The organism is Streptomyces sp. NPDC031100, assembly GCF_055570785.1.
Window position 1 is genome coordinate 137,420 of the sequence record NZ_JBVIGN010000008.1, and the last position, 12,963, is coordinate 150,382.

11 protein-coding genes and 2 pseudogenes are annotated in these 12,963 nt (G+C 69.9%); 10 read left to right on the forward strand and 3 right to left on the reverse strand.

Annotation, left to right across the window (positions count from 1 at the left end; all coding sequences use genetic code 11):
- Window positions 1-5 precede the first annotated feature (5 nt).
- Window positions 6-1,034 (reverse strand): methyltransferase, encoded by a 1,029-nt coding sequence (locus tag ACZ5DS_RS23205; RefSeq protein ID WP_468241618.1) that lies wholly within the window; start codon window positions 1,032-1,034, stop codon window positions 6-8.
- A 59-nt stretch (window positions 1,035-1,093) separates the two neighbouring features.
- Window positions 1,094-2,149, reverse strand: coding sequence for a right-handed parallel beta-helix repeat-containing protein (locus ACZ5DS_RS23210; protein WP_468241620.1), 1,056 nt, complete (start codon window positions 2,147-2,149; stop codon window positions 1,094-1,096).
- A 302-nt stretch (window positions 2,150-2,451) separates the two neighbouring features.
- Here ACZ5DS_RS23210 and ACZ5DS_RS23215 point away from each other — a divergent pair, with 302 nt between their 5' ends.
- From ACZ5DS_RS23215 to ACZ5DS_RS23225, 3 genes are read left to right on the forward strand one after another with little or no spacing between them, the layout of a single operon-like run.
- Complete coding sequence (locus tag ACZ5DS_RS23215; protein ID WP_468242168.1) at window positions 2,452-3,120, forward strand: rhomboid-like protein; 669 nt, start codon at window positions 2,452-2,454, stop codon at window positions 3,118-3,120.
- On the forward strand, window positions 3,117-4,523 hold the full coding sequence (locus ACZ5DS_RS23220; RefSeq protein ID WP_468241622.1) for an NAD(P)/FAD-dependent oxidoreductase: 1,407 nt from the start codon (window positions 3,117-3,119) through the stop codon (window positions 4,521-4,523). Before ACZ5DS_RS23215 ends, ACZ5DS_RS23220 begins: the two co-directional genes overlap by 4 nt.
- Window positions 4,524-4,556: 33 nt before the next feature.
- Window positions 4,557-5,036: a GNAT family N-acetyltransferase gene (locus ACZ5DS_RS23225; RefSeq protein ID WP_468241624.1), complete on the forward strand. Its 480-nt coding sequence runs from the start codon at window positions 4,557-4,559 to the stop codon at window positions 5,034-5,036.
- A 460-nt stretch (window positions 5,037-5,496) separates the two neighbouring features.
- Here ACZ5DS_RS23225 and ACZ5DS_RS23230 read toward each other — a convergent pair whose 3' ends face one another.
- Window positions 5,497-6,078, reverse strand: coding sequence for a TetR/AcrR family transcriptional regulator (locus ACZ5DS_RS23230; RefSeq protein ID WP_468241626.1), 582 nt, complete (start codon window positions 6,076-6,078; stop codon window positions 5,497-5,499).
- A gap of 148 nt (window positions 6,079-6,226) precedes the next feature.
- Here ACZ5DS_RS23230 and ACZ5DS_RS23235 point away from each other — a divergent pair, with 148 nt between their 5' ends.
- The 7 genes and pseudogenes from ACZ5DS_RS23235 to ACZ5DS_RS23265 form a co-directional block, all read left to right on the forward strand.
- A complete protein-coding gene (locus ACZ5DS_RS23235) occupies window positions 6,227-6,577 on the forward strand; it encodes an antibiotic biosynthesis monooxygenase family protein (RefSeq protein ID WP_468241628.1) in 351 nt (116 codons plus the stop codon).
- Between the two features lie 141 nt (window positions 6,578-6,718).
- Entirely contained in the window at window positions 6,719-7,105 is a 387-nt protein-coding gene (locus tag ACZ5DS_RS23240) for a VOC family protein (protein WP_468241631.1), read from the forward strand.
- Window positions 7,106-7,299: 194 nt separating this feature from the next.
- Complete coding sequence (locus tag ACZ5DS_RS23245) at window positions 7,300-7,728, forward strand: DUF4267 domain-containing protein (RefSeq protein WP_468241633.1); 429 nt, start codon at window positions 7,300-7,302, stop codon at window positions 7,726-7,728.
- Between the two features lie 165 nt (window positions 7,729-7,893).
- Window positions 7,894-8,574 carry an alpha/beta hydrolase gene (locus ACZ5DS_RS23250; protein ID WP_468241635.1) on the forward strand — a complete coding sequence of 227 codons (681 nt, stop codon included), beginning with the start codon at window positions 7,894-7,896 and terminating at the stop codon, window positions 8,572-8,574.
- Window positions 8,532-11,777, forward strand: coding sequence for a Tat pathway signal protein (locus tag ACZ5DS_RS23255; RefSeq protein ID WP_468241637.1), 3,246 nt, complete (start codon window positions 8,532-8,534; stop codon window positions 11,775-11,777). Before ACZ5DS_RS23250 ends, ACZ5DS_RS23255 begins: the two co-directional genes overlap by 43 nt.
- A gap of 88 nt (window positions 11,778-11,865) precedes the next feature.
- A pseudogene (locus ACZ5DS_RS23260) lies at window positions 11,866-12,006 on the forward strand (GNAT family N-acetyltransferase); the annotation flags it as partial.
- Between the two features lie 457 nt (window positions 12,007-12,463).
- A pseudogene (locus ACZ5DS_RS23265) lies at window positions 12,464-12,919 on the forward strand (Tn3 family transposase); the annotation flags it as partial.
- Window positions 12,920-12,963 lie beyond the last annotated feature (44 nt).

The window sequence follows — 12,963 nt, forward strand, 5'->3', positions numbered from 1 at the left end:
CCCCGTCACCCCGGCACGTGGCACTCGAACGCGTGCAGGTACGGGTTGACCGGCCGGATGTCGTCGACCTTCAGGCCCGCCGCGGTCAGCCTGCTCACCATGGAGCCGGTGGTGTGCTTGGCCCCGCCGACGTTGAGGAGAAGCAGCAGGTCCATGGCGGTGCTGAAGCGCATCGAGGGGGTGTCGTCCACCAGGTTCTCGATGACGACCACCCGGGTGCCGGGTCCGCCTGCCTCGACGACGTTGCGCAGCAACCGGGCCGTGCTCTCGTCGTCCCACTCCAGGATGTTCTTGATGATGTAGACGTCGGCCTTGACCGGGATCGCCTCGCGGACGTCGCCGGGCACGATCCGCGCGCGGCCGGCGAGATCGCCGCCCTCGCGCAGCCGCGGCAGGGCGTTCTCGACCACCCGGGGCAGGTCGAGCAGGCTGCCGTGCATCGCCGGGTACTTGTCCAGCAGGCATGCCACCACGTGTCCCTGGCCGCCGCCGACGTCCGCGACGGACGTGCTCCCGGACAGGTCCAGCAGGGCCGCCACCTCCCGCGCCGACTGCTCGCTGGAGCGGGTCATCGCGCGGTTGAAGACGTCCGCGGACTCCGGGGCGTCCTCGTTGAGGTAGGTGAAGAACTCCTTGCCGTAGAGGTCCTCCACGACGTTCCGGCCGGTGCGCACGGCCTCGTCCAGCTTGGGCCAGGCGTCCCAGGTCCACGGTTCGGTGCACCACAGGGCGATGGCGCGCAGGCTGCCCGGATCGTCCTCGCGCAGCAGCCGGGACATGCCGGTGTGCGCGAACGTCCCGTCCGGCTGCTCGGCGAAGACGCCGTAGCAGGACAGGGCCCGCAGCAGCCGGCGCAGCGGCTTCGGTTCGGTCTTCACCGCGGCCGCGAGGTCCTCGACGGCCATCGGCTCGTTCTCCAGGGCGTCGGCGACGCCCAGCCGGGCGGCGGCCCGGACGGCGGCGGCACAGGCCGCGCCGAACACGAGTTCACGCAGCCGCATGGGTGGCGGTGGGGCTGTTTCAGCGGACGTCATCTGCCGCCCTCTCTCTTTCTTCGGTCTGCGTCGGTCCAGCAGGGGCAGTGGCCGGGCGGTCAGCACAGGCCCGCGGGCCTGGAGGCCCGGCAGGAGTTGCGTTCGAAGGTGTTGCCCTTGCCCGTGTCCGTGTTCACGAGGTCGGCCGGGGAGTTGTTCCGCAGCGCGTTCGCGTCGATCCGGTTCTGGTCGCTGGTCACGCCGACGAAGCTCTTGAAGAGCACGATGCCGCCGGACAGCGGGGACGTGCCCGTGTTGCCGGTGACCTGGTTCGCGGTCACCCGGGTCTTCTCGGTGCCGGTCAGGACGATGCCGGAGCCCTGCAGCATGGGCAGCCGCTCGGTCTTCGGGCAGGACTTGTTGTTGCTGGTGACCCGGTTCATGGTCACGGTCACGTCGCCGGTCTTGGGCCGGTTCTCGTCGCCGACGACGAACACCCCGGCGCAGTTGCCGGTGACGCGGTTCGCCGTGACGGTGACGTTGCGCAGCCTGCGCACGGTGATGCCGATCCGGTTGCCCTCCAGGCGGTTGTTCTGGACCAGCGTCTGCCCGGCGTCGTAGGCGCCCGCCTCCTCCTTGATGGTGTTGGCGAGGAACAGGCCCGCGTCGCCGTTGTCGTGTGCGCGGTTGCTCCGGAGGATCCCGTGCACGGACCGCTCCTGGGCGATGCCCCACACGGCGTTCTTGTCGGCGTGCACCCCGCGCACGGTCATGGTGTCCGTCGCCATGCCGAACACGCCGGCCCGGCTGAAGCCGGTCACCGTCAGGTCGGCGACGGTGACGCCCTCGACGTTCTTGGTCTTGGTGCCGATCACGCAGATGCCGTTGCCGCTCTCGGCGCAGGAGTTGGCCTTCGTGTCGCCCGGCGCGATCACCGTCCGGGCGCCCACGCCCCGCAGCGTCACCCAGGGCGTGCTGATCTTGACGCTCTCGTGGTAGGTGCCGGCGAGCACAAGGACGGTGTCCCCGGCCTTCGCGGCGTCGACCGCCTTCTGGATCGACTCGCCGGGGTGAACCCTCAGGATCGTGGGGGCGGCCGGTGCGGGGGCCGCGGCCAGTCCGGCGCCGGCGAGGGTGGCGGTGCACGCGAGGTAGGCAATGTGACATCTCTTCATATCGCGTACGGTATGACCGCTTCATCCCTTGTCGGCGGGATAGGCCGTCCGGCGGCGTGTCAGGCCCCGGCCGCGTTGTCCTCGAACTCCCACAGACAGTTCTGCAGCACCCGCCCCGGCGTCCACGCCCACTCCCGGTCCAGACCGAGCGCCGAGGGAACCTGCTCCGGCATCGCCTGCACGATGCCACCCGGACGGCGTAGCCCCGCCGGGGCCGGCACGGACGCCGGCCGGGCGAGGAACTCCCCGGCCCGTCGGGCACCTCGATCACCTTGCCGACCATACTGACGCCTGTGAACCGGATCATCCGATATCGGCGCGGGCTCCGGGCGGTCGCGGCCTACGTCCGCAGCGCCCCGGGCACCTATGTCTGGCTGCTGATCCTGTTCGTCACCACGGTCGCCCTGCACCACATGTCGCCCGAGTTCGAGGAGCACTTCCTGCGGCGGCGGTCGACCAACATCCACGAGCTGTCGCAGAACCCCGTACGGGTGCTGATCACCAGCGCGATGTGGATCGACAGCGGGCACTGGCTGCCGTACGCCGCGCTCTACACCGTCTTCCACGCCCAGGCCGAACGCTGGCTCGGCACCGTGCGCTGGCTCGTGGTGTGCGCGGCCGCGCACGTGGGCGCCACGCTGATCAGCGAGCTGGCCCTGCTGATGGCGATCCACGACGGCCACGCCCCGCAGTCCGCGGTCAACACCCTGGACATCGGCGTCAGTTACGCGCTGGCCGGCGTGATGGCGGTGCTCACCTACCGGATAGCGGCGCCCTGGCGGTACCCGTACCTGGCGGTCCTGCTCGTGATCTACGCGGTCCCGCTCGCCACCAGCCGCACCTTCACCGACTTCGGGCACTTCCTGTCCGTACTGATCGGTCTCGGCTGTTATCCGCTGGTCAGAGGCCGCGGAAAAGCATGGAATCCGAAGGAGACACTGGCTGCGCTGTGGGTTAACGTCCGCGCATGAGCAGCTCGGCAAGCAGTGTCGTCAACGGCGGCATCTCCTTCTGGTACGCGGACGACGGTCTCCCGGCGGTACGGGAGCCGCTGCCCGGGGACGCGACGGCCGACGTGGTGATCGTCGGCGGCGGGTACACGGGCCTGTGGACGGCCTACTACCTGAAGAAGGCCGCCCCGTTCCTCCGCATCACCGTCCTGGAGCAGAAGTTCTGCGGCTACGGCGCCTCCGGCCGCAACGGCGGCTGGCTGTACAACGGCATCGCGGGCCGCGACCGGTACGCGAAGCTGCACGGCCACGAGGCCGCCGTACACCTGCAGAAGGCCATGAACGACACCGTGGCCGAGGTCGTCGCGGTCGCCGACACGGAGGGCATCGACGCCGACGTGCACCGGGGCGGGGTGCTGGAAGTGGCGACCACGCCCGCCCAGTTGGCCCGGCTGAAGGCCTTCCACGAGCATGAGCTGTCGTACGGCGAGAAGGACCGCGAGCTGTACGGTGCCCGGGAGACCCAGGAGCGGATCCGGGTCGCCGACGCGGTGGGCTCCACCTGGACCCCGCACGGCGCCCGGCTGCACCCGGTGAAGCTGGTCAAGGGCCTCGCGGCGGCCGTCGAGGCGCTCGGCGTGACCATCCACGAGTCGACACCGGTGACCGAGATCCGCCCCAAGCACGCGGTGACGCCCTACGGCACGGTCCGCGCCCCCTACATCCTGCGCTGCACGGAGGGCTTCACCGCCTCCCTGAAGGGCCAGCGGCGCACCTGGCTGCCCATGAACTCCTCGATGATCGCCACCGAGCCGCTCACCGAGGGGCAGTGGGCGGCCATCGGCTGGGACGGTCGCGAAACCCTGGGCGACATGGCGCACGCCTACATGTACGCACAGCGCACGGCCGACGGGCGGATCGCGCTCGGCGGGCGCGGGGTGCCGTACCGCTTCGGCTCGCGCACCGACAACGACGGCCGCACCCAGCCGGAGACGATCGAGGCCCTGCGGGAGATCCTGACCCGCTTCTTCCCCGCCCTCGCGGGCGTAGGCGTCGAGTACGCCTGGTCCGGTGTCCTCGGCGTGCCGCGCGACTGGTGCGCCACGGTCACCCTCGACCGCGCCACCGGACTCGGCTGGGCGGGCGGTTACGTCGGTTCGGGCGTCGCGACCACCAACCTGGCCGCCCGCACCCTGCGCGACCTCGTCCAGCAGGACTCCGGCCAGGCCGGCCGCACCGAGCTGACGGACCTGCCGTGGGTCGACCACAAGGTGCGCAAGTGGGAGCCGGAACCCTTCCGCTGGCTGGGCGTCCAGGGCATGTACGCCACCTACCGCGCCGCCGACCGGCGCGAACGCCTCCACCCGGCCGCGGAGTCCTCCCGCCTGGCCCGGATCGCGGACCGGGTGGCGGGACGGCACTGAGGCAGCACGGTTCCTCCGGTTACCCTCCCCCTCATGATTCGCACCGCGACCCCCGCCGACATACCCGTGATCCACGCCCTGGTCCGCGAGCTGGCCGAGTACGAGAAGGTCCCGCAGGAGGCGCGGGCGAGCGAGGAGCAGCTGCGGGAGGCGCTGTTCGGGGAGCGGCCGGCGGCCTTCGCGCACATGGCCGTGGACGAGGAGAGCGGCGAACCGGTCGGGTTCGCGCTGTGGTTCCTCAACTTCTCCACCTGGCGCGGGGTGCACGGCATCTACCTGGAGGACCTGTACGTCCGCCCGTCCGCCCGCGGCGGGGGCCACGGCCGGGCGCTGCTGACCGAACTGGCGCGCATCTGCGTGCAGCGCGGCTACGGGCGCCTGGAGTGGTCGGTGCTGAACTGGAACCAGCCCGCGATCGGCTTCTACGAGGCTCTGGGCGCGCGGCCGCAGGACGAGTGGACGGTCTATCGCCTGACGGACGAGGCGCTGACCAGGCTCGGTACAGGCCAGTAGGGAGCCCTGACGCGGGCGGTCGGCGCCACCACCGTACAGTCGGCGAAACCGCGCTTGGCCCGGTCCGGGCTTCGCGGTGTTAGGTCCTCTACGCAGGCAGCGCGGCGAGCCCCGCGTCCCACGGATGGATATCCACGTCGCCCTGCTTGGGGATGTGCGGTACGAATCCGCCGTCTCCGAGCAGCGCGGTCACCCCGTGGGCCCGGTGAAGATTTGTGAGTTCCGACTCAGCAACACCACCTTCCGACGCCATTTCCCCGACATCGTCCGCGACACCGCTGGGAGCGAGCCTGCCAACCGCCGACTCCGAAATCGCTCCTCCGTCTCACCGAGCCTGGCGGATTCTGTCAACTGCGCATGATGGCCTGGCGATCTGCGGGGGCACCGTGTGGGTTTCCGGCTACATACCCGTCGGCCTCATGCTGCTCGGCAACAAGTTCCGCAAGCCGCGACACGTTCTTCAGGGTGTGGGTGCGGTGAGATACCGCTGGATTGTGGGGCCGAGCCAGTCCACGATCTCCTCGCGGCTGAGCGCCACGCTCGCCGGGAACCGCAGGACGTAGCGTGTCAGCGCGAGTCCCAGCACGGTCGCGGCGCACAGTGCCGCCCGTGTCTGTGCCTGCTCCGGTTCGGGGCCCACCTGGCGGGCCAACGGGATCAACTGCTCGCGCAGCACGCTCTGCATGCGTTCGGCGGCGGCCGGGTCGGTGGCGCCGACCCGCATCAGTGCGGTGAGCTCCCCGTTCTCCTCCCACAGGGTGAGGAAGTGGCTCACCAGCGTGCGGCCGATCGCCTCGAGCGGTTCGACGGGCAGGTCGGGCAGTCCGGGGTCGATCGCGACGGCAGCTGCGAACAGGCCCGCCTTGCTGTCGTAGTAGCGCATCACCATCGACGGGTCGATCTTCGCGTCGCGCGCGATGGCCCGGATGGTCGCCTTCTCGTAGCCGTCCGACGCGAACCGCTCGCGGGCCGCGGCGAGGATCGTGGCGCGGGTTGCGTCGGAACGCCGTACGGCCTGTTGGTTCTCCGTGGTGCCGGTCATGCCTACGAATGTAGGCCAACGGCTGTTGACAGTCCAGGGTGACGCCCCTACGTTTGCCAACGAGCGTTGCCAACGAGCGTTGCCAACGAGCGTTGGCTGGATCGCGGCGCCCCTGAGCGGACAACCGATAGCGAGAGGACCTACCGAAATGGCCACGCTCCAGAGTCTCGACCCGCACACGCCGATGTTCGCGCAGTTCCAGGAGAAGACAGGGCCCATCGTCCTGGCCAACACCTTCGTCGTACCGAAGGAAAGGTCCGAGGCGTTCCTGGCCCTCTTCCGACGACAGGCCGAGTTCATGAAGGCGCAGCCGGGATTCGTCTCCTTGCAGATGCACCAGGGGACGGCGGGCAGTCAGCTACTGATGAACGTCGCGGTCTGGGAATCGACCGAGGTCCTCGCCGCCGCGCTCGGCAGCCCCGAGTTCCAGCGCATGGCCGCCGACTTCCCCGACGACATCGTGTCGTACCCGCACATCTTCGAGCAGATCGACGTGTGACGCGGCGGCTGCGGCCAGGAGAGGGCAGCGGCTGAAGCCCTGCCCCCTCTCCTGGGCGATCACGCCTCTCCGTCACGCCGCGAGCCGCCAATGCCACCGATCAACCCACCGTGCATAGCACATCCCTGACGAGGAGTCACTATGGCCGTGGAACTGAATCACACCATCGTCCCCGCCCGTGACCCGCAAGCCTCGGCGCAGTTCCTGGCCGACATCCTCGGCCTGAGTGTCGATCCGCCAGTGGCGCACTTCACGCCGGTCACGCTCGCCAACCAGGTCAGTCTGGACTACGACCAGCTCGACGACTTCGAGCCGCACCACTACGCGTTCATGGTCAGCGAGCAGGAGTTCGGCGCCGCCCTCGCCCGCATCCAGCACCGCGGAATCCCCCACTACGGCGATCCCGCGTGCCAGGAGACTGGGCAGGTCTATCGCAGTAAGAGCACTCAGGGCCGCAGGGGTACCTACTTCCGCGATCCCGACGGCCATCTCATGGAGATCCTCACCCCGGGCGATGCCGGGGCGTGAGGCCGATGGCGACCAAGCGGATCACAGCTTCGCTGGTGCCGACAGGCAGCACGGTCAAAGACGCCCCGAGGCGCACGATCTTGTCCGCCCCACCCACAGCGGGCCGCGCCGTCCGGCAGTTCATCGACCGCCCCCGTCACACCCGCTGCTGACCGCGGTCCCACTTCCAGCCCGACCATCGAAGGAGAACCACCATGTCGCTGAAGAACGTCAATACTGTCCTGGTCACCGCCTGCGCCCTGTTCGTCCTCTACCTCGGGCTGTCCTTCATCCTGGCCCCGGAGGCGTCCACTCATGGCGTTGGCCTGCCGGAATGGCCCGCCGGCAACGGCGACGGCTTCCTCATCATGAAAGGCACCCGCGAATGCGCGATGGGCTTGGTCCTCGGCATCCTGCTGATGACGGGCCACCGCCGCGCCCTGGCCTGGGCCCTGCTGATGGAGGCCGTCGCCCCGTTCGGCGACATGATCAACGTCCTGGCCCACCACGGCTCCAACGCCGCCGCGTTCGGCATCCACGGCATGACCTCGGCACTGATCGCGATCACCGGGCTACTCGTCCTCCGCGAGACGAACAAGACTCACAAAACCACCGCCCCAACGCCCACCGCGCAGCCCGTCTGACAGTTGCACGCCCCGAAGGGGTGCCCGACCACATGGGCCGGGCACCCCTTCTTTGTCCCCGACCACAGAGAAGGGCTGGGCGGACGGTCTTCTCCGTGTACGCCAAGGGGGCCTGCCACCGGCTCAGTCAACCGATCCACACTGGACGACCTGCTCGCCTCCTCCATGTACACGGACGTCCTCTGGGTGGACGTGGCCCGTGCCGTCTCCGACTACCGGCGCGGGGATGCGAGTGCCTTGCTCGGCGACACCGACCAGCTTGCCTTCGGCGGCGTGAACCCGGCCCAGCTCGCCTGCAACTGCGTGGACGACGCATGGCTCCGCGACTGGGCGACCTGGCACAAGGACACGACGGCGGCAGCCCCCAAGTCTCCGCTGTTCGCCTGGCTGAACACCTGGTACAGCGCGCCGTGCGCGTTCTGGAAGGCTCCGACGGCCCGGCCGGCGAAGATCGGGTCGGCGCACGTGCCGCCGGTCCTGCTTCTCCAGGCGAAGGACGACCCGGCGACCCCGGTCGAGGGCGCACGGCGCATGCACCAGGTGCTGGCCGGCTCCCGCCTCGTCGTCGCCGGCGGCGGCAACCACGGCCAGTACCTGTTCGCCGGGAACACCTGCATGGACCGTCACGGCAGTCGCTATCTGCTCACCGGGCAGCTCCCGGCCGACGACGCCACGTGCCCGGCGACCCCGGCGCCCCGAGTACCGGCTCACCGATGGCATGCCTGTCGTGCTGGGTGGCGGGTCAGATCGCTGATGCTGTGTGCGACCATCGCCCCACCATCCAGTGATCCAGGGGGGATCCGTTGTCCGACGACTCCGCTTCGTCGGCGAGACCCGGGCGGCTGACCGCCGTCGCCGTCCTCGTCTCGCTGCTCGCCTCACTTCTGACCCTCACCGGGGCGGGCGCGGCCCGCGCCGACGGCCCCGCGTGCGCGCCGCTCGCCCTCGCGTGGTTCGGCGACCCCGGGACCGCCGCCGCCAAGGCGAGCGTCCCGGCCGACGGGTCGGTCTGCTTCACCGTCACGGCCGATGCGCCGGGGCTGCACCTGGTGTCTCTGGACGACACCAGCAGCGACCTGTACCCGCACGTCACTGCCGCCGACGGCACCCAACTCGACTGCTACGACACCGAGTACGCGGACAAAGGCTGGTGCGACCTGCCCGCGGCCGGCACCTACACGCTCAGCGTCCACAACCAGGGCTGGCAGGCGGCGGACACGACGGTGACCGTCGTTCCGCTCGCCGGTACGAAGGGCTGCGCGGACCCCGCGGGCACCGCCTGGGACCAGCCGGTCGTCAGCCGGACGACGGTGAGCCCCGTCGAGGTCGACTGCCAGCCGTTCGATGCGAAGCCGGGCGAGCGGATCCGCCTCGACCACAGTGTCAGGACGGACAGCAGCGAGACCGCGTGGATCACGGATGCGACCGGCGCCCGCATCTGCCCGCACTTCCCGGAGGACGGCGAGGACAGCTGTGTCCTGCCCGCCGATGGCACGGGCCCCTACCGGGTGATCTCCCGGGTGATGCGCGCGGAGCAGGGCTTCCCGGCCGAGTACGCGGTCGACGTCCGCCGCCTGAACGACCCGCGGGGCTGCACCCCGGCGCCCGTACGACCGTACGGCGCCCTGGACGGACCGGACCTTACCGCCAACCCCTGCTTCACCTTCACCACCGACAAGGCGGGCCCGTACACCGTCCACTACGTCAGCGACGAACGCTCCACCGGCGCGGCCTGGGTGTACGACGCCGACGGGAAGACGGTGTGCCGGTCGGGGTGGGACCCGTGCCGGGTGCCTTCCGCCGGCACGTACACCGCGATCCCCGGCGGCTTCTACCCGTTCCCCGCTCCTCCTCGCAAGGGCCTCGTCGTCCTCGACCGCGCCTCCGGCGCCGGGTGCGAGACCGCTGGGACGGGCCCGCACAAGGGCGAGTTGAGCACGGTCGGCCAGTACGACTGCCTGGCTCTGTCCGCCCCGCAGGGCGCCCGGATCGCCGCGCTCACCCCGCTTGCCTCCTCCGGCGTCGAAGCCGACGTGGAGGTACTGGACCGGGACGGCAATGTCCAGTGCGACACCGAGCGCCTGTCCGACGGCGACTGCGCGCTCACCGGTACGGCGCCCTTCCGCGCGGTGGTCCACACCGAGGACAGCGGCGAGGACGCGACCGGCCCGTACGCGCTCGCCCTGTACCGCACGGACACCGCGAACGACTGTCCCGTCCTGCCTGCTGGCAGCTTCACCAGCGACGGCGCGAAGGCCACGTTCACCACGGGTGACGGTGTCTTCGCCCACTGCCTGAGCATCCCGGCCGACGCCCACACGAATGCCGAGGTCTTCCAGCTGACCGCGACCTCCGGCAACGTATCCGCGAAGTTCTCGGTGCTGGACTCCACCGGAAAGAAGGTCTGCGACCGCTGGGCCACCACCAACGGCTGGACCCTCTGCCCGCTCACCCCGGGCAAGGCCCACACCGTGCTGGTCACCGGCCGCGACCAGGCCGCCGCCTACACCCTCACCCGCAGGGATGTCACCGCGAGCGCCGCCTCTGCGGGCTGCACCAGGACGGCTGCGGCCAAGGTGGGCGGACCGTCGGTGAAGGGCACGTACGACGCTCCCGGCACGCTGAACTGCACACAGGTCACCACCGACGCGGCCACCGACGTCCTCCACGTCGATGTCCGTGATCCGCTGGGCACGGCCAACATCGCCGTCCTCGGTGGTGACGGGAACACCGAGTGCTCCTTCCGCAACCGCTCCTGCGCGGTCACCGGCTCCACCACCCACCAGGTCCTCGTCCAGACCCCGGCGAACCTGAAGGCCTCTCCCGAGTACCACCTGGACGCCCTGCGCATCGCCACCGCCGACGGCCCCGCGCCCGAGTGCGCCAAGGTGCTGTCTGTCGCGTTCGGGTACGGGCCGGTCACCGGCACGCTCGACGAGTCGCACACCGCCGTGTGTGCGGCGCTGCCGACCACCGGCTTCGACCGCTTCGGCGTCGACGTCAAGGACACCACCGGCGCCACCGCCACAGCGGTGCCCGCGCTGTACAACACGTCCACCTGGGACAACGGCTGCACGCACTACATCCCGGAGGGCTACGACTGCGACGCGCTCGGCTCGTCGTCGGCGGCCACCCCGACAGTGCTCGTCCTCGGCCTGCCCGAGAAGGCGTCCAGTACCTCCTACAGCCTCAAGCTGAACTGCTCCTCCTCGCTGTGCGGCACGGACAAGACGTCCGTCACCGCGGTCGGCCCCGACACGGGCGTGAGCGGCAGCAAGGTGAAGCTCACGGTCACCGGCACCGCGCTCGGCCCGGACGTGGAGGTCCGGCTGAGCCGGGCGGGCCAGACCCGCACGGCGAAGGCGGACTCGGTCGCCGCCGACAACCGCTCGGTCATGGCCACCCTGGACCTGACCGGCGCCGCTGTCGGCACCTGGGACGTCAGCGTGCTCACGCGAGGCTGGGAGTACCCGCGTGGCACGTTCACCGTGACCGAGCAGCCCCAACTGCGGAACACGGCCCCGCCCAAGGTGACCGGCACCGCCAAGATCGGCGCCAAGGTCACGGCCTCGCCGGGTAGTTGGTCGAACACCCCCTCGTCGTACACCTACCAGTGGAAGGCCGACGGCAAGGTGATCTCCGGGGCGACCTCTTCGGCGTACACCATCCCGGCCTCCCTGCTCGGCAAGCAGCTCACCGTGACGGTCACCGCTGCCAAGAGCGGCTGGGTGAGCGGTACGGCGACCTCGCCGGCCGTGACCGTCGCCCAGGGGGATGCACCCAAGGCGACCAAGCCACCGGTGATCAGCGGCACGGCGAAAACCGGCAGGACGCTGAAGACGTCGAACGGCACCTGGAGCCCGGCGGCGACGTCGTACTCGTACCAGTGGTACGCGAACGGCAAGGCGATCAGCGGGGCGACCAAGTCCTCGCTGGTGCTGAAGGCGGCCCAGAAGGGCAAGAAGATCACCGTGAAGGTGACCGCCCACCGCACCGGCCACAAGGACGGCACGTCAACGAGCGCGCCGACCAAGCCGGTCGCCGGCTGACCTGTCCGGGGACCGAAACCGGGTGACGGGGGAGGGCGGCCGCTGGCTGCCCTCCCCCTCATGATTTGCACCGCGGCCCCCCGCCGACATACCCGTCATCCACACCCTGATCCGCGAGCTGGCCGAGTACGAGAAGGCCCCGCAGGAGGCCCGGGCGAGCGAGGAGCAGTTGCGCGAGGCGCTGTTCGGGGAGCGGCCTGCGGCGTTTGCACACCGCCTGACGGACGAGGCGCTGACCAGGCTCGGAACGGGGCGATAGCACCCGTACGTGGGCTCCGGGGTGCGAGGCTGGGTGGTCTCGTCGGGTTGAGGGGAGTCCGCCGGCCTTAGCTGAGGACCCGTCGGCTCCGAAGGCCTATCGGCGCATCATGGATAGACAGGAGGAGCTTGAGGATCGCCGGGCTCGCATTTTTGATCGCCTTCATTGCCAGTGTTGTCATCACCATCAGGAACGGTTGAATCTCTGACTGCATTTATCGGCAAACAACGAAGTGGCAGACTGCTTGAAGGTCACTTCCTAAATTCCTTCGCGACTCCCCGTCGGGCCTGCATCCGTCGCAATCCAGGCAGATCAGGCAGGGTTATGCTGCCACTCACTAGATTAGCCGCACCGAGTCGCGTGGTGCGGGCGCAGCAAGATTATCAATCCGCCAATTGTAAAAACTGCCAGAGTTAGTGCCGTACCTGCCGCTGGGACGGAGTACGGGCGGATCGCAGAGACCGAGCACCTGCTGCAGGTCATCGACCGGGCGGACGGCACCTACCGGCGGCAACCGACAGTTCACCGTGCAGGAGTCCCCGCCACAAGCTCGCCCGCGACGTCTGCCACGGCAAGCGCGGGACCATCCGCCAGGCGTACCGGGACGTCATGGAGGACCAGCCCGGCGCGCTCGGCCTGGCCCTCAACGTGGTGGTGCTGTAGACCACGCGGTACATCGACGCCGCCGTCGAGCGACTCCGGGCCGAGGGCCATGAGATCCACGACGAGGACGTCGCCCGGCTCTCCCCGCTCAAGCACCGCAACCTCAACGTGCTCGGCCGCTACAGCTTCACTGCTTCCACCCCGGCCGCCGGCGCCTTGCGCCCGCTGCGCGACCCGGGACGCGCCCGAGCTGGACGAGGACGAGACCGGCGAGGAATGAACCGCGCGGGATTTCGGCTACGAGGGCCTGACGGTCCGTGTGAA